The organism is Pseudaminobacter sp. Soil_N_29 (genome assembly GCF_057656055.1).
On record NZ_JBDGLC010000001.1, the window covers coordinates 179,959 to 200,565 of the forward strand.

Here is a 20,607-nt window from a genome sequence, read left to right on the forward strand (position 1 = left end):
TTTTGTCGGCCACGCGGTCGCTGGTCGTCTCGACCCGGCGTTGCGCATCGGTCGGCTTGCGAACGTGCCGGCGGGAAGGCATCGAACCTGCTGCCGTATCAACGGCTTAAACGCGGGCGGTCGCTGCCGGTTCCGCCGGCCGAGGAGACCTCAGGCTTTCCGTTCCCAGCGCCTCTCAGGCGTCTGCTGCCAGTAAGTCACGGAGTGACCATGCGTTTTCATCAACTTCCAGTGCCCGCGCGCGGCTTCGAGTTGCATGGCGTCATGACCGTCGAACATGAACACAGCGCGCGCATAGACGCTTAGATCCGGCGGCTCGGCCCCATCGACCAGAAATCGGATCTGCGCCCCGTTCATATTGTCGTGGCTGGTGGTCAGCAGCACCGCCTGCTCATCAGGAAAGGGCTCGCGGTCGGTCGCATGCGCGATGAAGGCATCGTCCCGGAAGGTCCACAAATGGACGTCCAGTGCGTCACGGCGCTCTTCCGTTCCGGTCTGCACCACCGCCCGCCAGCCGCGCTCCACGCTCTTTTCGAGAAGGCCCGGCAGGGCATCCTCCAAGGTGGATTCGGTGAGATGATAAAAAAGAACCTCGGCCATGGCGGCTACGCTTATGCGATATGGCGAGCGTTGGAAACAAGCCGCCGCGCCGCACTGTCCGCCGGCGCGGCCGGCAGGTCATCCCTCATAGTGATCGCGCACCAGCTGGTCGAGCAGCCGCACGCCGAAGCCCGAGCCCCAGGACTGGTTGATCTCGTTGGTGGGCGAGCCCATGGCGGTGCCGGCGATATCCAGATGCGCCCAGGGCGTGTCCTTGACGAAACGCTGCAGGAACTGGGCGGCGGTGATCGACCCGCCATGGCGGCCGCCAATATTCTTCATGTCGGCGTTCTTGGAATCGATAAGCTTGTCGTAATCCTTGCCCAGCGGCAGCCGCCACAGCTTCTCCTGGGTCGTCGCACCGGCCGCTGCCAGCCTCTCGGCCAATTCGTCGTTGTTGGAGAACAGGCCCGCATGGCCGTGCCCCAGCGCAACGATGACGGCGCCCGTCAGCGTGGCCAGGTCCACCATGAATTTCGGCTGGAAACGATCGTTGCAGTACCAGAGCGCGTCGGCAAGCACGAGGCGCCCCTCGGCGTCGGTGTTCAAAACCTCGATGGTCTGGCCGGACATGGAGGTGACTATGTCGCCCGGCCGCTGGGCGTTGCCGTCGACCATGTTTTCCACGCAGCCGATGATGCCCACCGCATTGACCTTGGCCTTGCGCGCGGCCAGCGCATGCATGAGGCCGGTAACGGCTGCCGCACCACCCATGTCGCCCTTCATGTCCTCCATGCCAGAGGCCGGCTTGATCGACACGCCGCCGGAATCGAACACCACCCCCTTGCCCACGAAGGCCACGGGCTTGTCCTTCGACTTGCCGCCGTTCCACTGCATGACGACCAGCCGCGGCGGGCGCGCGGAGCCCTGAGCCACGCCCAGGAGCGCGCCCATGCCCAGCTTCTTCATTTCCTTTTCGGTCAGTACCTCGACCTTGACGCCGAGCTTCTCCAGTTCCTTGGCGTGGCCTGCGAATTCGACCGGCCCCAGCACGTTGGCCGGTTCGTTGACCAGGTCGCGCGCCAGCACCACGCCTTCAGCCACCGCCTGAGCGTCGGCGAAAGCCTTCTTGGCAGCGGCGGGGTCAGCGCACTGAATGGTGACCTTGGCCGGCTTGGCGGGCGTTTCCTTGCCGTTGCCGTCGTCCTTCCGGGTCTTGTACTTCTCGAAGCTGTAGCTGCGCAGCAGCATGCCGGCAGCCAGGCTTGCCGCCTGGTCAGCGCTCACCTCGGAACCCGGCAGATCGGCCACGACCGTCACCTCCGATGCCTTGCGAAGCTGCGCGGCGACCGTGCCGCCCAGCTTCAGCCAGGCATAGTCGTCAAGCTCCGCGACCTTGCCTGCGCCGACCGCAACCAGGCGCTCGAGCGGTGAGCCTTCTGGCGCCAGAACTTCCACCGTGGAGCCGGACTTCCCCGAAAACTCGGCTACCGGAAAGGCGCGAACGAAGGCCTTGCCCGGGTCGCAGGCTGCCGCGGCCTCGCCCAGTGACGCACCTTCGCCGGCGAGAACGATCGCCGTACCCTTCTTCGGCGAGGCGAATTTGGCAAAGCTGATGTTGGGCATCGACGTCATGGCAGCGCTTTCATCGAGAAGAGTTTGTGGACGGGTTTGGTCCGACATTTCGCGGTTTTGCATCGTTTGGCAAGGCAAGAGCGGTCTTCGCCAGCTTTTTGCTGCATTGTGGCTGTTGATCTAGCCCATCGTACATCGCGGCCATAGCTGCTAAAGCAGCCGCGAATCGACATCAACACTTGATTAACCAGCTTTTTTGGCGGTTTCTTATCCAATCCTGACGAGACTCCCTGTATGCGCCGAAGTGCAGACCAGAAACTGAGGCCGAGCCGCGACCGCTCCCGAGTGTCAGCGCGAACGCCCGGTCCGACCAGCCAGTGGGACAGGTCAGTAGTCACAGCGACCACAACAACGGAACTTCGCGGCATATGAAGGTCGTTGAACGCTACATATTCCGCCGAACTTTCATGATGTTCATGGGTGCGCTGCTCTGGACGATGGCAATCGTCTGGACGACACAGGTCCTTGCCCGCATCAATCTGGTCACCGACAGCGGCCAGTCGGCCCTTACGTTCTTCGAGCTCGCCACACTGATCCTGCCGTCGATCATCCCCATCGTCGTACCCTTCGCCTTGATCATCGCGGTGGCGCAGACGCTTAGCGTCATGAACAGCGACTCCGAACTGGTGGTCGTCAGCGCAGCTGGCGGTTCACGCCACATCATCGCGCGTCCGGTCGTCATCCTGGCGCTTCTGGCCAGCGTGTTTTCCTTTGCCGTCGACAACGGCATCGATCCCTATGCGCGGGAACGGGGTCGCCAGCTCGTCGCCACCGCCCATGCCGACCTTTTGTCGCTGGTGATCCAGGAAGGAACCTTCCGCAAGGTGGACGACGGGCTCTTCGTGCAAGTCGCCGAACGGCTGCCCGACGGCAGGCTCGGCGGAATCTTCGTTGCCGACTCGCGCCAGGAAGGCATGGACCTAGTCTACTACGCCAAGAACGGCGCCATCGTGCAGGACGACGAAAAGAGCATGCTCGTCATGACGGACGGCGTGGTGCACAGAAAGTCGCCGGACGGGAACCTGTCGGTGATCCGCTTCAGCTCCTACGCCTTCGATCTTTCGGCGTTTTCGGCTGCCGCGGGCGCCATCACGATGTACCCGAAAGACCGCACCCTCGCCTACCTGTACAACCCCGATCCGAACGACAAACTGTTCCAGAACAAGCCTCAAACCTACCGCGCCGAATTGCATCGGCGCCTGACGGAGTGGATCTATCCCCTGGTTTTCGCCCTGATTGCGCTGGCCGTGGCCGGCGACGCGCGATCGCACCGCGAAGGACGCATCAACCCGCTGATCACCGCCATAGCGATCGCGCTGTTCGTCCGCTGGCTGGGCTTTTTCGTGAGCAACCAGGCACAGACGAACCCATTGTTCAGTCCGCTCGTCTACTTCGTGCCTTTCGCCGCCTCCATGGTGGCCATCGCCTTCATCCGAAGCAACAAGACCATGGAATTGCCGGTCGCCTGGGCCGACGCGCTCTCGGAGATCGCCGGGCAAACAGCTGAACGGGTTTCAGCTTTGTGGCTCCGGCTGAAGCGCGGTGCGGGCCTGAAGGGAGGGCAGGCATAATGGGCTGGACCCTGGGGCTCTATTTCTTCCGCCGCTACGCCGCCATCACGGCGTGGTTCTTCGTCGGCATCTACGCGCTGATCTTCCTGATCGATTTCACGGAGTTTTCCAGCCGGACTTCCGGGCTGCCCCACTTCACCTTTCAAACGGCACTTGCCGTGTCGATGCTGCGCGTTCCGATGATCGTGCAGCAGACCGTGCCGTTCATTGCGCTGTTCGCCGCGATGGCAACCCTGGTCTCGCTCAATCGCAAATATGAGCTGGTTATCGCGCGCGCCGCGGGCATATCCGCCTGGCAGTTCCTGCTGCCTTCCTGCGCAGGCGCGCTGCTGTTCGGCATCCTGACGGTCGGAGCTCTCAACCCGCTGGCCGCGCATGGGCTTGCCCGCGCCGAGTACCTAGAGACGACAATCCGCTCCGGCGCCTCCAATGAAGTTTCCGCTTTCAAAGCGCCCTGGATTCACCAGAAGTCGGGCGACATCGACACGATCATCGGCGCGCGCGCCATCCTCAACCAGGGCCTGGAATTGTCCGACGCGGTCTTCTTCGAAATCGACCGCAACGGCGATATCGTCGAGCGCAAGGACGCCAAGCGGGCTTATCTTCGCGACGGCTATTGGGAACTCAAGGACGTCAAGCGCTTTCGCGACGGTGCCAGAGGAGAATCGATCCAGACTGACAGGGTAGCGACGAACCTGAAGCCCGAGTTCGTGCAGGAGCGCCTCGCGCAGCCCGAAACCATTCCGTTTTACCAGCTTCCAAGCAAGATCGAGGCTGCGCGGTCGTTCGGCTTGCGGGCAAATGCGTTCGCCATGCATCTCCATTCCCTCATCGCGCTTCCGCTACTTCTTGTCGCCATGACGCTCATTGCTGCAACAGTCTCCATGCGATTTGCGAGGATGGGGCAGTCCACCACGATGATTCTGGGTGGCGTCGTCGCAGGGTTTCTGCTTTATGTGGTTTCGGTATTGGTCAAGGCATTCGGAAACGCGGGATTCGTTCCACCATTCGTAGCGGCTTGGTTTCCGGTCGTCGTCGCGACCTTTTTTGGGGTGACTTTCCTGTTGTACAGGGAGGATGGTTAAGTTTGTGGGGGGCGCGGTGACACCAGCGCGAAAGACAACACGCTTGGCACGCCTTTACGGCGCGACGGCGCTTGCCTGCCTTTTTGCCTGCGCATTGCCCCTCGCCCCGGTTCACGCCCAGGAGATCGGCGCCCTGGCGCCCAAGGTCCCGGCCGGCTCGCAGATGCTGCTCGAGGCGGACACGCTGGTCTACGACCACGACGCAAACACCGTCACCGCGGTGGGCGGAGTGCGAATCGACTATGGCGGCAACCGCCTCGTCGCGCAGCGCGTGGCCTATGACCGCAAGACCTCGCGACTGATCGCCAGCGGAAACGTCGAGATTGTCGACAGCAACGGCACCAAGATCTTTTCCGACGAAATCGACGTCACCGACGATTTTGCCAACGGCTTCGTGAATGCTCTGCGCGTCGAGACCGCAGACAAGACTTACTTTGCGGCGGAAAGCGCCGACCGCAGGGGCGGCGTTCTGACGACGTTCAACAACGGCGTCTATACGGCCTGCGCGCCTTGCGAAGAACAGCCGGACAAGGCGCCCATCTGGCGTATCAAGGCGCAGAAGATCATCTGGAACGGCAAGGCCAAGACGGTGCGCTTCGAGCAGTCGCGCTTCGAGTTCTTCGGCTTCCCCATCGCCTATCTGCCAAGCTTCGAGATCGCCGACCCGACGGTCAAGCGCAAGAGCGGGTTTCTTCTGCCAAGCCTGAAGACCAAGTCCGAACTCGGCTTCGGCGTTGCGGTGCCCTACTACTTCGCCCTGTCGCCTACCTATGACCTGACGGTTACCGGCACTGGTCTCACCAAGCAGGGCTTTCTCGGCGAAGCCGAATGGCGCCAGCGCTTCAACTCGGGCGAATACAGCCTCAAGATCGCGGGCATCCGCCAGAACGACCCGGGAGCATTTATTCAGCCGAATGACCGTCACGGCATCAATTCCGGCCCCAAAGACGACCCCAACCACCTTCGGGGCATGATTGGCACCAAGGGCAGATTCGACCTCAATCCGCGGTGGGTGCTCGGCTGGGACATCCTGGCGCAGACCGACCAGAACTTCGCCTACACCTACCAGATCGACGGCTACAGCAACTACATCTACCAGTCGCAGATCTATCTGACCGGCCTGCACGACCGGAATTTCTTCGACCTGCGCGCGATGCGATTCCAGGTCCAGGATGACAATCTGAGCGACGAACGCCGCGACAAGGAACCTTGGGTTCTTCCGCTGCTGGACTACGCCTTCATTCCCGACGAACCCGTTTTCGGGGGCGAACTGGATCTCGGCGTGAACCTGCGCTCGGTAAGCCGTTCACACCTCGACTACAGGCCTGAAGTGCCGGCTGTCCGCGGCATCGATGGCACCTCGACCCGGCTCACTACGGAAGCGGAGTGGAAGCGCTCCTTCATCACCGAAGGCGGCCTGATGGTCACGCCGCTGCTGGCGTTCCAGGCCGACACCACCTCCGTCAGCCAGACGGCCGACTCGATTGATGCCATCAACAACATGGCTGCCCATTTGCCGACCCCGGTCGCGACCGATGTGCGCTCGGCCTACTATCGCGCCATGGCAACCGCCGGGCTCGAGCTGCGCTGGCCCGTGCTGTTCTCCTTCACCAGCGGCTCGCACGTTCTCGAGCCAATGGCGCAAGTGTTCGCCCGGCCAAACGAACCCTATGCCGCGCGGCTGGGTATCCCCAACGAAGATGCGCAAAGCTTCGTCTTCGATGCCACCACGCTGTTCGACCGCGACAAGTTCTCCGGCTACGACCGCATCGAAGGCGGCACGCGCGCCAATGTCGGCCTGCGCTATTCCGGTTCCTTCGAGAACGGGTGGACATCGAACGCGCTGTTCGGCCAGTCTTACCAGCTGGCGGGAAGAAATTCCTTCGCCTCGCCCGACCTGGTCAATGCCGGCGCATTTTCCGGCCTGGAAACCGATACATCGGATTTTGTCGGCCTCGTCGGCTTTGGTACCCCGCTGGGCTTCTCGGCTTCCGCCAGCGCGCGGCTGGATGAGCACACGCTGGAGGTCAGGCGCGCTGAGCTGAAGGCCGGCTTCAACTCCAGTCCGCTCTCGGTCACGGCGCAATATTCCTTCATCCAGGCCCAGCCACTTTACGGCTTCCCGTATGACCGCAAGGAGATGACCCTGGGCGCGTCTTCCCGCTTCCACGAGAATTGGCGCGCCTTCGGTTCCGGCACCTATGACTTCCAGTCCGGCGTGGTTACGCGGGATTCGGTCGGCTTCGCCTATGACGATGAGTGCTTCTCCTACACCGTGACGATGACGACGAAGCGTGACGCGAACCCTAATTCGGAGAGGCGGGAAAGGGACGTGCGGACCTTCGGGTTCAACATCTCTTTCCGCACGCTCGGCGATTTCGGCACGAACTCGACCCAGCTCTTCTCGCAGTGACGGTCGCCGTGGCAGAATTCGGTCATCCTTTCGCCGTATAGGGTCTGCAACCAAAACCATGTCTGTTCAGCAGGAAAATCGACGTCAGGAATCGAACGGTATGGCTTTGATCAGAAAATACCTCCTTTCGACGAGTTTTGCGGTGCTGGTGGCCGTGGCGCCAGCATCCGTGATGACGACCGTGCAGCCCGCCGCAGCCAGTGAGATCAAATATCTCGTCAACAACGCGCCGATCACCAGCTACGACATTCAGCGCCGCGCCGCCTTTCTCAGGCTACAGAATCGCAACGGCAACCTGAACAAGCTTGCAGCCGACGAGATGATCGAACAGTCGCTGCGCATGGCCGAAACCCGGCGACTGGGCATCAAAATTTCGGACCAGCAAATCGAAGACGCCTTCAAGCGTTTCGCCGGTTCCAACAAGATGACGCCGAAGCAGCTCGGCGACATCATGAACCAGTCAGGTGTCACGCCTGAGCATTTCAAGCAGTTCATCGGCGCGCAGATGGCCTGGAACCAGGCGCTCCAGGCTCGCTATCGCGCGCAGGGCGGCAGCATGAGCGAACAGGACGTTGTTCGCCGCATGCTCGAGCAGGGCGGCAGCAAGCCGACAGCCACCGAATACATGCTGCAGCAGGTGATCTTTGTCGTTCCCCAGAAGGAACGCGGCAAGATGGGTGCCCGCAAGCGCGAGGCGGAGTCGATGCGCGCGCGCTTCAACGGCTGCAACACCACCCGTGAATTCGCCAAGGGCCTGCTCGACGTCACCGTGCGCGACCTCGGCCGCCTGCTGGCGCCCGAACTGCCGCCGGAATGGGCCGACCAGATCAAGAAGACCAAGGCCGGCGGCGCCACCACGGTTCGCGAGACCGAGCGAGGCGTCGAGTTCATCGGTGTGTGCAGTTCCCGCGAAGTGTCGGACGACCAGGTCGCCAAGATGGTTTTCCAGGCGGAAGGAACCAAGGACGACCAGGCCGAACAGCTCAACAAGAAGTACATCGCCGAATTGCGGGAGAGAGCCCGCATCGTCGAACGCTGAGCTGTTGTGCGCCCTCATGTCCACTCCGCGCTGGCGCTGACGGGAGGCGATCCTTCCGGCATCGGCCCCGAGATCGCCATCGCCGCCTGGCTCGCACGTTCGACGGCAAACGTGCCGCCATTCTATCTGCTGACTGACCCGCCGCTGCTGTCTGCCAGAGCACGCCAGCTCGGCATCGATGTCCCAATCAGCGAGACCACGCCGGATAAAGCAATTGAGGTTTTCTCCCACAGCCTGCCTGTGGTGCCGCTCGCGGCACGCTTTGTGGACAGCATCGGAAAGCCGGACCCGGCCAATGCGGCCGGCACGGTGGAAGCGATCGACCGCGCGGTGGCGGATGTCTTTTCGTGCGCGGCCGCCGCTGTCGTCACCTGCCCCATCGCCAAGAAGCCGCTCTACGACGCCGGCTTCCGCTTCCCCGGCCACACCGAGTATCTCGCCCATCTGGCGAGCCTGAAGACAGGCCACGAGGTTACGCCCGTGATGATGCTCGCAGGACCGGACTTGCGTGCTGTGCCCGTGACCATCCACATTCCGCTTTCCGACGTTCCGGAAGCCCTCACCGTCGGCGGCATCGTCAGCGTCGCGACCATAACCGCGCGCGAGTTGCACACGCGCTTCGGCATCCAGAAGCCTCGCCTGTGCATTGCAGGCCTCAACCCGCATGCAGGCGAAGGCGGCGCCATGGGCAGCGAGGATGAGGCAATCGTGAGGCCTGCGGTCGAGGTGTTGCGCCATGCGGGCATCGAGGCAGTGGGCCCCCACCCCGCCGACACCATGTTCCATCCGCGCGCCCGCGCCACCTACGACGCCGCCATCTGCATGTATCACGACCAGGCGCTCATCCCGGCCAAGGCGCTCGCCTTCGACGAGACGGTAAACGTCACGCTCGGGCTTCCCTTCATCCGCACCTCGCCCGACCACGGCACCGCCTTCAACATCGCCGGCAAGGGCATCGCGCGGCCCGACAGCCTGATCGCAGCGCTCAAGCTGGCGCGCCACCTCGCCGACACGGAAAGCCACGCCAAATGAGCCTCGACGGCCTTCCGCCGCTACGCGAAGTGATCGAGCGCCACGGACTTCAGGCGAAGAAGTCGCTTGGCCAGAATTTCCTGCTCGACCTCAATCTCACAGGCAAGATCGCCCGCGCCGCCGGCGACCTCAGCGCATGCACCGTCATCGAGGTGGGCCCCGGCCCCGGCGGGCTTACCCGCGCGCTGCTGATGAATGGTGCCACCCGCGTGGTTGCTATCGAGCGCGACGAGCGCTGCCTGGAAGCGCTGGCGGAGGTTTCCGCCCACTATCCCGGTCGACTCGAGGTCATTCCGGGCGACGCCCTGAAAACCGATTTCGCCGCACTTGTGCCCTCGGGGCCGGTCAAGATCGTGGCCAACCTGCCCTATAACATCGGCACCGAATTGCTCGTGCGGTGGCTGACGGTGGCGGTGTGGCCGCCCTTCTACGAATCGATGACGCTCATGTTCCAGCGCGAGGTGGCGCAGCGCATCGTCGCCAAGCCCGGCACCGAGGCCTATGGCCGTCTGGGCGTGCTTGCGGGCTGGCGCACGCAGGCGAAGATCGTCTTCGACGTGCCGCCCCAGGCTTTTACGCCGCCGCCCAAGGTTACCTCTTCGGTGGTTCAGTTGATCCCGCGCGAAAACCCGCTGCCGGCGGATGTGCGCAAGCTGGGGCGCATCACCGAGGCGGCCTTCGGCCAGCGCCGCAAGATGCTGCGGCAGAGCCTGAAGGGCATCGAAGGCGCGCGCCTGCTGGAAGCCACCGGAATAGACGGAACCCGGCGCGCCGAGACGCTGGATATTGCTGAATTCGTGGCGCTCGCGAACGCACTATAGGTTCTCCCTCCTGGTGGAGGGAGAGGTCCCCTACTCGGCTTTTTCCTCAAGCAGGCCCGACACGAAGTCGAACAGACCGGGCCGCCGGTTGCGGCGCAGCCGCTCCGCGGTGACGATCGCCTTCACGGCGCTGAAAGCGCGGTCGAGGTCATCGTTGACGACGACATAGTCATAGTCCCGCCAGTGCTCGATCTCAACACGGGCGTTTTCCAGCCGCTTCTCGATCACTTCGTCGCTGTCTTCGGCGCGGCGCTTCAACCGCGTCTTCAGCTCTTTCATCGAAGGCGGAAGGATGAAGATCGAGACGATGTCTGCCGGCATCTTTTCCTTGAGCTGCTCGGCGCCCTGCCAGTCGATGTCGAAAAGCATGTCGCGGCCGGCGGCCATGGCAGCTTCCGCCGGCTCGCGCGGCGTGGCGTAGTAGTTGCCATGCACTTCCGCCCATTCCAGGAGCGCGTCGGTGTCACGCAGGCGCTCAAAGTCGCGATGCGAGACGAAATGGTAGTGAACGCGGTCAATCTCGCTGCCGCGCCGCGCACGCGTGGTGACGCTGACCGAGAGTTCGAGGCTCGGATCGCTTTCGAGCAGCGAGCGCGCAATGGTCGACTTGCCCGCCCCGGACGGCGAGGACAACACGAGCATGAGGCCGCGGCGGCGGATGGAGCTCGAAGGTAGGTCCGCGCTCATATGTTACTCCAGATTCTGTACCTGTTCGCGAAACTGGTCGACGACGGCCTTCAGTTGCAGCCCGATGGCAGTGACCGTGGCGGCGTTCGACTTCGAGCACAACGTATTTGATTCGCGGTTAAATTCTTGCGCCAGGAAATCGAGCTTGCGCCCGACGGCGCCATCTGCGGCAAGCAGGCTGCGCCCGGAGGCGACATGCGTCTTCAAGCGGTCGATCTCCTCGCGAATGTCGGCCTTGGTCGCCAGGAAAGCGGCTTCCTGATGCAGGCGTGCCTCGTCGAGCGGGGTGCCGGTATCCATCAGAAGAGCAACCTGCTCGGCCAGGCGCGCGCGGATCACCGCTGGCTGACGCGAAGGGTCTGCCTCTGCCTCAAGCGTCAGCGCTTCGATGGTGTCAATCTGCGCGCCAAGCACGGCCGCGAGCGCGGCGCCCTCGCTCTCGCGCGCCTGCACCAGGCCGGAGAGCGCCTTCTCCAGAACGGAAATGGCGGCAGCGTCGAAGCTTGCCCGTTGCTCCTCCGTCTCCACCGCTTCAGGCATTTCCAGCACGCCGCGCAGCGCAAGCAGCCCGTCGGCAGTGGGCGGCGCGATGCCGAACTGATCCTGCAGCCGCTTGGCCAGACCGGCCAGGTCCTTCAAAAAGGCCTCGTTGACCACCGGCTGGACCAGCGTCGCGGTCCCTCGCGTCACGTTCAGCGAGGCCTGGATGTTGCCGCGGCTGAAACGCTTTTGAACTGCCAGACGCGCCAGCGGCTCGAGCCGCTCGCAACCGGGCGGCAGCCGGAAGCGCACCTCGCAGCTCTTGCCGTTCACCGACTTGAGCTCCCAGGCGATCGTGGCGCCGCCATGCTCGCCCGCGGCCCGCGAAAAGCCGGTCATGCTCTGCAAGCTCATCTCGCGGTCCTCTTACTCACCGGTTACCGGGTACGACGATTGCGGCCGGCTGTCCTAAACGTATATTCCTGCGCCGTCCTGCCGCGCATCTTCCCTGCCCTGCGCCTACTGGACAGGGCTTGCTGGCTGCTCACCGTTTTGCTGTTCGGCAGCTGCCTTGGCGGCTTCCTCGGCTTGCTTCTTCTGCACCGCGCGCCAGCGCGCCACATTTGTATTGTGCTCGTCCAGCGTCTTGGCAAAGACGTGGCCGCCGGTGCCGTCGGCGACGAAATAGAGATCGTCCGTCTGCGAGGGATTGGCCACCGCTTCCAGCGCTGCCCGGCCCGGATTGGCGATCGGCGTGGGCGGCAGGCCATTGATCTGGTAGGTGTTGTAGGGCGTCGGCTTGTCGATGTCGGACTGGTAGATCGGCCTGTCGGCCGGGCGCCCCTTGCCCCCAAACAGACCGTAAAGGATGGTCGGATCGGACTGGAGACGCATCTTCTTCTTCAACCGGTTGATGAACACGGCAGCCACGCGCGGACGCTCATCCGCACGGCCGGTTTCCTTCTCGACGATCGAAGCCAGGGTCACGAATTCGTTGATGTCGGCCACGGGCAGGCCCGGCACGCGCCTTTCCCAGACCTCTTCCACCAGTCGCTTCTGGTGGGCAAGCATCTTGTCGATGATCTGCTGGCGGGTGGCGCCGCGGGTGAAGCGCTGCGTATCGGCCGCAAGGCTGCCCTCCGGAGGCAGTTCCGTCGGCATGTCGCCGACCAGCACCTCGTGCTCGGCAATGCGCTGGAAGGCCTGCTCCACCGTCAGCCCCTCGGGGATGGTCAGCGAATACATCACCGACTTGCCGCTCTTCAGCAGTTCCATCACGTCGCGCATCGAAGCGCCGGCCTTGATCTCATATTCGCCGGCCTTCAGTGCCGAATCGTTGCCATAGGCGCGCACGCCTAGGCGGAAGATGCGCGCGTCGCGGATGAGGCCGCGCCGTTCGAGCTGGTCGGCGATCTCCTGCACGCCTGTGTTCGGCTTCACCAGAATAGTCTGGGCGACGGTCGTCGGGCCGGGCCCGTCGAACTCGAGCTTGCCGAAATACACCGCCGCGCTGGCGGCAAGAACCACCAGCACAACGCTGGAGACCACGAAATTCAGGAATACGATGAACTGGTTGCGCGACGCGCGGGAGCGCCTGCGCGGCGGAGGCGGCGTGCCCGCTTCCGGTCGCAGCGCCTCGCTGGCGCTCTTGGGGACGATCGGTTTCGACGGCTCAGAGGGGCGGCCAAATTCGGCATCGGGAGGTGTCGTACTCATGGCGCCTCTATATCTGCTCTTTGCGTAAAAATCCCCACGAAAACACCGGGGTCAGGGGAAACCTGACCCTAAGGGCGAATATGGCAAAATTCGCTGCGAAGCGCGCCTTTCGGCGTCGCTCAGCCGTTATAACGCTGGAAAACCAACGAGGCGTTGGTGCCGCCAAAGCCGAAGGAATTCGACAGGGCAACGTCGATCTGGCGCTCGCGAGGCTTGTTGGGCACGAGGTCGATCGCCGTTTCCCGCTCGGGGTTGTCCAGGTTGATCGTCGCCGGCGCAATGTTGTCGCGAATGGCCAAGATCGAGAAGATCGCCTCTGCCGCTCCGGCAGCACCCAGCAGGTGGCCGATGGACGACTTGGTCGATGACATCGACACCTCGGAGGCCGCGTTGCCCACAAGCCGCTCGACCGCGCCAAGCTCGATCGTGTCGGCCATGGTCGAGGTGCCATGCGCGTTGATGTAGTCGATGTCGGCGGGCTGAAGGTTTGCGCGCTTCAACGCGGCCGTCATGCAGCGGAAGGCGCCCTCGCCGTCCTCGGACGGCGCGGTGATGTGATAAGCATCGCCGGTGAGGCCATAGCCGACGACTTCGGCATAGATCCTGGCGCCGCGCGCCTTGGCGTGCTCCAACTCTTCCAGAACCACAACGCCAGCGCCCTCGCCCATGACGAAGCCGTCACGGTCGCGATCATACGGGCGGGAAGCCTTTTCCGGCGTGTCGTTGCGGTCGGTGGAAAGCGCCTTGCAGGCAGCAAAGCCAGCCAGCGAAAGACGCGTGACCGGAGCCTCCGCACCGCCGGCGAGCATCACGTCGGCATCGCCGAACATGATCAGCCGGGCGGCGTCGCCGATGGCGTGCGCGCCGGTCGAACAGGCGGTGACCACGGCGTGGTTCGGGCCCTTGAGCCCGTGCCGTATCGAAACCTGCCCGGAAACCAGATTGATGATGTTGCCCGGAATAAAGAACGGGCTGATGCGACGCGGGCCACGGTCATGCAGGGTGAGCGCGTTTTCCGCGATCCCCTCGATGCCGCCAATGCCCGAGCCGATCATCACGCCGGTGGCATACTGCTCTTCCGGCGTCTTGGGTTGCCAGCCCGAATCCTTCAGCGCCTCGTCGGCGGCCGCGATCCCGTACAGGATGAAGTCGCCGATCTTGCGCAGTTCCTTCGGCTCGAGTACGGCCTCGGGATTGAAGGTGTTGCCGCTGCCATCGCCCCGCGGGATCACGTTCGCGATCTTGCAGGCAAGATCCTCGACTTCAAAATGGGTGATCCGGCGGGCGGCACTCCGACCGCTCAGAAGCTCTCTCCAGCCATGTTCAACGCCAACGCCAAATGGCGAAAGCAGACCCATGCCGGTGACGACGACACGCCTCATAGCGGTATTCTCGGAATGCTGGGCTATTATGGCGTCAGGCCGAGGCCTTGTCGATGTACTTGACGGCGTCGCCGACGGTCAGGATCGTCTCGGCCGCGTCGTCCGGAATCTCAACGCCGAACTCTTCTTCGAAAGCCATGACGAGTTCGACCGTGTCCAGGCTGTCGGCGCCCAGATCATCGATGAAGCTGGCGCCTTCGGTTACCTTGTCGGCTTCGACGCCGAGATGTTCGACAACGATCTTCTTGACGCGCTCTGCGGTGTCACTCATTTGGGCATCCTCGTCTTAAATTTGTCTGTCTTCGTTAACGGCACGCATGCCGGTAATCAAGTTGAAAGATATTCCCCCTAGGGAACGTGGCTACGGCGGCAGGGCGCGAGCCCTTGCCGCCGTACGTTCCTGGCGGCATTACACGAAAACTGGGCAACGTCCAATGCGAAAACGCCCTTTTCGTGCGGTTCGCGGGGCCTGTGTACAGAAATTGCGCCTTGCGTTGCTTTTTCCAAGACCCCGTCGCCACTCCCTTAGATCATCGCCATACCGCCATTGACGTGAATGGTCTGGCCGGTCACGTAGGCCGCTTCATCGGAAGCCAGATAGACGACAGCCGAAGCAACTTCCGCGCCGGTGCCCATGCGTTTGGCGGGGATGGCACCCATGATGGCCTCCCTCTGCTTGTCATTCAGCTTGTCGGTCATTGCTGATTCGATGAAGCCGGGGGCGACGCAGTTGACGGTCACGTTGCGGGTGGCGATCTCCTGGGCCAGCGACTTGGAAAAGCCGATCAGGCCAGCCTTGGAGGCGCAGTAATTGGCCTGGCCGGGGTTGCCGGTGACGCCCACGACCGAGCTGATGTTGATGATGCGGCCATTGCGGCGGCGCATCATGGGATGGGTCAACTCGCGCGTCAGGCGGAACACCGCCGTCAGGTTGACCTCCAGCACCGCATCCCAGTCGGCGTCGGACATGCGCACGAATAGGCCGTCCTTGGTAATGCCGGCATTGTTGACCAGGATGTCGACGCCTTCGAGTTCGGCTTCGACCTTCTGGCCGAGCGCCTTCACCTCGTCGCGGTCCGACAGATTGGCCGGAAACACTTTTACGCGCTCGCCCAGTTCGGTTGCGAGCGCCTCGAGCTTCTCGGCGCGGGTGCCGTGCAGGCCGACGGTCGCGCCCTGCGCGTGCAGCGCACGGGCAATCGCCTCGCCAATGCCGCCGGTGGCTCCGGTAACGAGTGCCTTGCGGCCGGTCAGATCGAACATTTTTGACTCCGCTTCCAAATGGTAAAGCACTCCCTTGGTAAGGGAGAGGTCGAGTTTCTTTCTCAGGCCAGCGCCGCAACCGCTGCTTCGACGTCGGCTGGCGTATTGATCGCGCTGGTGGCGATTTCCTTGTCGATGCGCCGGGCAAGACCCGAGAGCACCTTGCCGGAGCCCACTTCATATAGCGTCTTCACGCCATTGGCGCCGAACCATTCCACCGTCTCGCGCCAGCGCACGCGGCCGGTGACCTGCTCGACAAGGCGGGCGACGATCTCGTCCGGGTCGCTCAGCGGCTGGACGAAGACATTGGCCACCACGGGAACCACCGGCGCCTGCTTGGCGACGCCCGCCAGCGCCTCGCGCATGGCCTCGGCCGCCGGGCCCATCAGGGCGGAGTGGAAGGGTGCCGACACCGACAGCATCAGCGCGCGCTTGGCGCCCTTTTCGGTGCAGAGCTTTGCGGCGAGCTCGACGGCCGCCTTGGCACCGGAAATCACCAACTGACCACCGCCATTGTCATTTGCGATCTGGCAGACGGAGCCCTGCGCGGCTTCAGCGCAGGCGGCCTCCACCTCAGCCTGCTCCAGCCCGATGATGGCGGCCATAGCGCCCTCGCCCACCGGAACCGCCGCCTGCATGGCGTTGCCGCGAATGCGCAGCAGCCGCGCCGTATCTGCGATGGAGAACATGCCGGCTGCCGCAAGCGCCGAATATTCGCCCAGCGAATGGCCGGCGACATAGGCGACCTTGTCCTTCAGCGAGAAACCGCGTGCTTCCATGGCGCGCAGCGCCGCAAGCGACACCGCCATCAGCGCCGGCTGGGCGTTGGCGGTCAAGGTCAGGGTTTCCTCCGGGCCTTCCCACATGATCTGCGAGAGCTTCTGGCCCAGCGCCTCGTCGACTTCCTCGAACACCGCGCGGGCCTCGGGGAAGGCATCCGCAAGGTCCTTGCCCATGCCCACGGCCTGGCTGCCCTGCCCCGGAAAGGTGAATGCGACGGCCATAACAGGCTCCCGGAAATTGTTTCACTCGATGGCCGTGTGGCGCAAGGAAGGCCGGAAAGTCAAGGCCGCGCGCAGTATCTGCCCGAGCAAATGCGCATCGCGAGAGGACGAAAACCGCTGCTCGTCGTGGCCATCGCCTACCCGGCACGAGCGAAGCAGGCGCGACGCACACGCTTGGGTCACTGCGCTGTAATGGAGATTTGAACTCGCCAGATCCCGACGGCTGTCTAGCTTTTGTGACAATTAGATGACAGTGAGATGACACATTCTTGCATCGGGTGAGGTTTTGGAGTTGGCAAACCAGTTTGCAGCGGCACGGTCTGCCTCGGACTATGACGAGAAGCGCATGCTGCGCGGGCACAAGGCCGGCGCGATTCGCTTTGCCGGCACGCTGCTGCTGACGCTTCTGATCTCGGCCTTGCTGGTGTTCTGTGTCGAGCTGATCGTGCGGGGTTCGTTCTCGCAGACGCTCGACTTCTTCCGCCAGCCGTTCCGACCCAGTTGGACGACGGTCGGGCTCTTCGCGCTGCTGCTCATCTTTCTCGACGCCCTGCTCGGCCGCGCACATCATGCCTTGCTGCTGGTTGCGCCGCTGGCCCTGTTGCTCGCCTTCCTCGCGCACCAAAAGTCCTTCTATCTCGGCGACCCGCTTTATCCGACCGACTTTCTCTATGCCCGTCAGATCATGGAACTGATGCCTTTGCTGGCGCGGGACCGGCCGCTGATGGCGGTGGGGCTTGCCGCCGGCTGCCTTGCTGGCGCCGCGGTGCTGGTGGCCTGCTGGAAGTACTGGCACCGCCGGGCGCCGGTGCTTTCATTCCATGGCCGCGCCGCGCGACTGGGGGTGGCACTTCCCGCGTTGATCTTCTTCGGCTCGATCATGGACTATGCGACCTTTTCCTGGGCGCGTGACCGGCTGCAGATCATCCCCATGATGTGGGACCAGAAGGAGAACTACAACAGCAACGGCTTTGCCATCGCCTTCGCGCTCAACCTGCCGATGGCGAAGGTATCCGCGCCGGCGGGCTATTCGGCGCAGACCATCGAGGCAATCGCCAGCCCGGTAGCCGCGGCGACTGTCCTGCCGAGCGAACCGGCGGACATCATCATCGTCATGAACGAGTCCTTCTGGGACCCGACCCGGCTGCCCGGCATCGCCATCAGCCCCGACCCGATTGCCACCACGCGGGCGCTGCAATCCGGCCATGTCTTTTCGCCCGAATTCGGCGGCATGACCGCCAATGTCGAATTCGAGGCGCTGACCGGCTTTTCGAACGCCTTCCTGCCCTATGGCAGCATCCCCTACCAGCAATATGTGCGCCGTCCCATTCCCTCGCTCGCCAGCTTCCTGCGCTCCGAAGGCTATGATACCCGCGCCTTCCATCCATTCGCCGGCTGGTTCTGGAACCGCGCCCCGGTCTACCAGGCCTTCGGCTTCGAGCATTTCATGTCCCAGGAAAACCTGCCGGCGCTCGAGAGCCGCGGACCTCTGGCTTCCGACGCTGCACTGATCGAGGAAATGATCCGCCACGCGGATGCCGCCGAAAAGCCGTTCTTCTTCTTCTCCGTGACGTTGCAGAACCACGGCCCCTATGCGGCCGGTCGCTACTCGGACCCAAGCCATACGGTCTCCGGTAACGTGAGCAAGAAAAGCTTGGACAGCATTCTGAGCTTTACCGAAGGCACTGCCGACGGCGATAGGGCTCTGGCCCGGCTGCTCGAATGGGCAGGGAAGCGCGACCGCCACACCATCATTGCCATGTTCGGCGACCATCTGCCGCCGCTCGGGCCGGTCTATGTCGAGACCGGCTTCATGCAAGGCAATGTCGCCAAGCGCCTGGCACCTTTAGAAGAAATGAGCGTCCAGCACGAGACGCCGCTGGTGGTGTGGTCCAACCGCACCGGCCCGACGAAAGACCTTGGCTCGATCAGCCCGGCCTTCCTGCCGCTGCACGTGCTGGAGACAGCCGGTATCGGCCACCCCTTCTACACCGGCTTTCTGGGCGAGATACGAAAGCAGTTCGGCGTGATCGACCGCAACATGCTGGTAAGCGTCGATGGCGATGCGACGCCCGAATGGTTGCGCGCCAAGTCCATCGCGCCGGAAATCCGGGATTTCCGGCTGCTGCAGTACGACATCATCTTCGGCAGCCGCTACGCCGCCGAGAACCTGTTCCCGGAAGTGGCCTCGGAGGCACCGGGCTCAACCTGAGCCTGGCGGGTCCTGCAGAGGCCGGAAACGAGCGGCGGCGTCAGTTGGTGACGTAAAGCTGCGAGATCGCAAACGCGATATCCCTGAATGCGGCCTTCAGCTGGTCCTGACTCTTGGCGAGATAATAGTTCTGAGGCGTCGTGGCGCAGTTGCTGTACAACTCGCGGTTCGATGCGCTGTCGGCGCCAAGCACCACCGTGAACACACGCACGCCCTGCGCCTTGAGCTTGGTGCACATGCTCTGCGTCATGGTGTTGACGTTTGTCAGTGCCTTGCTCCGGTTCGAAGTCGAATCCAGGCGCCCCGTGCTTAGGTATCCGTAGGCGCCGTAATCCGATTTGTTGATGGTTCCGCTCTGGCCGAAGACCGTGTTCTCGCCGTCAGTGAAAACAACGACCACCTTGGTGGTCTCGTCGGACTTGAAGGCGTCGGCAGTGCCAAAATTAGGCGACAGCACCCGATATCCCCACGCCAGTCCCTCGGAAACGTTGGTTCCCGAGCCGTTCCAGTAGGTCATCTTGTCTATCTCGACCTTCAACTTGTCGAGTTTGTCCGTCAGCGGCGCGATCGGCGTCGGGCAGGCGTAATTGGGACCGGTAGTCAGCGGCGGAGTGGCGGTAATGAGGTAGTCGCCCGGAGACTTTTTGGTCGAATCCTTGGTTGTGACGTCGACATACTTATCGGTCGATTTCTGGATCGTGGCCTGGGTTGTTGTGCTGTCTCCCTTCTTGAGGGGATCCAGAAGATAGCTGTTGTTGAAGACGGTGCTGTCAGCATTTTGTCCCTTGAGAGGTGCACCTGGCTCATCGGGTGCGAAATAGGGCACAAACAGTGTGGCCGGCACTTTCGCGTCGGGCTTGGCATCGTCCTGATTGTAAGGGCTCGGGCGCGCCTCCACGCAGCCTTTCCAATCGACGAGAGGGTTGGAAATGGCAGAGGAAGGGGGGTCGGCAAAATAGACATTCTTGGGGTTCAGCAACCTGAACAGTTCCCAGTGGCCGATACGATTCTTGTTGGCCAGCGGCGTAAAGTTTACACCATTGAAGGTGTTGGTCTCCGTTGCGGGTATTTCCCGGCGCCTGTCGATCCATTCCTCCTTGAAGAATCCGTCGCCCTTGATGTTCACCGCCGTGACAAAGGGCACCAGCGCCGCACGGATCTCGCGCATAGGCGTCCTGTCCTTGGCATCCTGAAGCGTATCGATGAGACTTGTCGCCCCCTCGCGCAGGGCCTTCATGTTGCTGTCGCCCATCGAGCCGGTGTTGTCGAGCACAAGCGCGACTTCCAGCTTCGCCGTCGATTGATATGCGCTCGACGCGACCGCAACCTGGGCGCTTTGGCCGAAGACGAAACCCAGGTTCAGCGCGACGGTGGCATGCGCGGTGGCTGAGGTCTTTATGTAGTTTGTTCCCTGCTCGACAGTGAGATACGCGACGGGGCTAAGTAGGTCTCGACCGTTGGCAATATTGGCCTTGAAAAAACCCTGAAATGCGTCGTCTCGCGAAATCGATGCATCGGCCAGCCGCGACGCCGCCAGAACCGCCGAGTCGAGCGCATTCTGGAGCTTCGACCTGGCCGTCATGAGACTCGAAATGTCCAGCGCCAGTCCGACACCGGCCAGCACGGCAGGCAAAGCTATCGCGAACATCATCGCGAAGTTGCCACTCCTCGATTTCCAGAAGCGACTGACGAGCATCGTTACCCCCTGAATGCGTAGCAGACGGGCC

17 protein-coding genes are annotated in these 20,607 nt (G+C 63.0%); 7 read left to right on the plus strand and 10 right to left on the minus strand.

The window, feature by feature from the left end:
* Positions 1-150: 150 nt before the first annotated feature.
* The gene (locus tag AC3A4H_RS00840) at positions 151-600 is read right to left on the minus strand and encodes a DNA polymerase III subunit chi (protein WP_487765001.1); all 450 of its coding nucleotides are present in this window, start codon (positions 598-600) and stop codon (positions 151-153) included.
* 78 nt (positions 601-678) lie between these two features.
* Positions 679-2,175: a leucyl aminopeptidase gene (locus AC3A4H_RS00845; protein ID WP_487765002.1), complete on the minus strand. Its 1,497-nt coding sequence runs from the start codon at positions 2,173-2,175 to the stop codon at positions 679-681.
* Positions 2,176-2,543: 368 nt separating this feature from the next.
* Between AC3A4H_RS00845 and lptF the strand changes: the two genes are divergently transcribed.
* From lptF to rsmA, 6 genes are all read left to right on the plus strand, one after another.
* Positions 2,544-3,746, plus strand: a complete 1,203-nt coding sequence (gene lptF / locus AC3A4H_RS00850) for an LPS export ABC transporter permease LptF (RefSeq protein ID WP_487765003.1) — start codon at positions 2,544-2,546, stop codon at positions 3,744-3,746.
* Positions 3,743-4,831, plus strand: coding sequence for an LPS export ABC transporter permease LptG (gene lptG / locus AC3A4H_RS00855; protein WP_487765867.1), 1,089 nt, complete (start codon positions 3,743-3,745; stop codon positions 4,829-4,831). Before lptF ends, lptG begins: the two co-directional genes overlap by 4 nt.
* Positions 4,824-7,244: an LPS-assembly protein LptD gene (locus tag AC3A4H_RS00860; RefSeq protein ID WP_487765004.1), complete on the plus strand. Its 2,421-nt coding sequence runs from the start codon at positions 4,824-4,826 to the stop codon at positions 7,242-7,244. Before lptG ends, AC3A4H_RS00860 begins: the two co-directional genes overlap by 8 nt.
* Positions 7,245-7,344: 100 nt before the next feature.
* Positions 7,345-8,283 (plus strand): peptidylprolyl isomerase, encoded by a 939-nt coding sequence (locus AC3A4H_RS00865; protein WP_487765005.1) that lies wholly within the window; start codon positions 7,345-7,347, stop codon positions 8,281-8,283.
* 6 nt (positions 8,284-8,289) lie between these two features.
* Positions 8,290-9,315: a 4-hydroxythreonine-4-phosphate dehydrogenase PdxA gene (pdxA, locus tag AC3A4H_RS00870; RefSeq protein ID WP_487765006.1), complete on the plus strand. Its 1,026-nt coding sequence runs from the start codon at positions 8,290-8,292 to the stop codon at positions 9,313-9,315.
* Entirely contained in the window at positions 9,312-10,136 is an 825-nt protein-coding gene (gene rsmA, locus AC3A4H_RS00875) for a 16S rRNA (adenine(1518)-N(6)/adenine(1519)-N(6))-dimethyltransferase RsmA (protein WP_487765007.1), read from the plus strand. Before pdxA ends, rsmA begins: the two co-directional genes overlap by 4 nt.
* A gap of 30 nt (positions 10,137-10,166) precedes the next feature.
* Here the strand turns inward: rsmA and gmk are convergent, their stop codons facing one another.
* The 7 genes from gmk to fabD form a co-directional block, all read right to left on the minus strand.
* Positions 10,167-10,823: a guanylate kinase gene (gene gmk, locus AC3A4H_RS00880; protein ID WP_348778399.1), complete on the minus strand. Its 657-nt coding sequence runs from the start codon at positions 10,821-10,823 to the stop codon at positions 10,167-10,169.
* A 3-nt stretch (positions 10,824-10,826) separates the two neighbouring features.
* Entirely contained in the window at positions 10,827-11,717 is an 891-nt protein-coding gene (locus AC3A4H_RS00885; protein ID WP_487765008.1) for a YicC/YloC family endoribonuclease, read from the minus strand.
* A 105-nt stretch (positions 11,718-11,822) separates the two neighbouring features.
* A complete protein-coding gene (gene mltG / locus AC3A4H_RS00890) occupies positions 11,823-13,019 on the minus strand; it encodes an endolytic transglycosylase MltG (protein WP_487765009.1) in 1,197 nt (398 codons plus the stop codon).
* A gap of 119 nt (positions 13,020-13,138) precedes the next feature.
* Positions 13,139-14,401 (minus strand): beta-ketoacyl-ACP synthase II, encoded by a 1,263-nt coding sequence (fabF, locus tag AC3A4H_RS00895; protein WP_487765010.1) that lies wholly within the window; start codon positions 14,399-14,401, stop codon positions 13,139-13,141.
* A gap of 34 nt (positions 14,402-14,435) precedes the next feature.
* A complete protein-coding gene (locus AC3A4H_RS00900) occupies positions 14,436-14,672 on the minus strand; it encodes an acyl carrier protein (protein ID WP_106572369.1) in 237 nt (78 codons plus the stop codon).
* Positions 14,673-14,926: 254 nt separating this feature from the next.
* The gene (gene fabG, locus AC3A4H_RS00905) at positions 14,927-15,664 is read right to left on the minus strand and encodes a 3-oxoacyl-[acyl-carrier-protein] reductase (protein ID WP_487765011.1); all 738 of its coding nucleotides are present in this window, start codon (positions 15,662-15,664) and stop codon (positions 14,927-14,929) included.
* Between the two features lie 62 nt (positions 15,665-15,726).
* Positions 15,727-16,668, minus strand: coding sequence for an ACP S-malonyltransferase (gene fabD / locus AC3A4H_RS00910; RefSeq protein ID WP_487765012.1), 942 nt, complete (start codon positions 16,666-16,668; stop codon positions 15,727-15,729).
* 346 nt (positions 16,669-17,014) lie between these two features.
* Between fabD and AC3A4H_RS00915 the strand changes: the two genes are divergently transcribed.
* A complete protein-coding gene (locus AC3A4H_RS00915) occupies positions 17,015-18,880 on the plus strand; it encodes an LTA synthase family protein (RefSeq protein WP_487765868.1) in 1,866 nt (621 codons plus the stop codon).
* A gap of 40 nt (positions 18,881-18,920) precedes the next feature.
* Here the strand turns inward: AC3A4H_RS00915 and AC3A4H_RS00920 are convergent, their stop codons facing one another.
* Entirely contained in the window at positions 18,921-20,576 is a 1,656-nt protein-coding gene (locus AC3A4H_RS00920) for a pilus assembly protein TadG-related protein (protein ID WP_487765013.1), read from the minus strand.
* Positions 20,577-20,607: the final 31 nt, after the last annotated feature.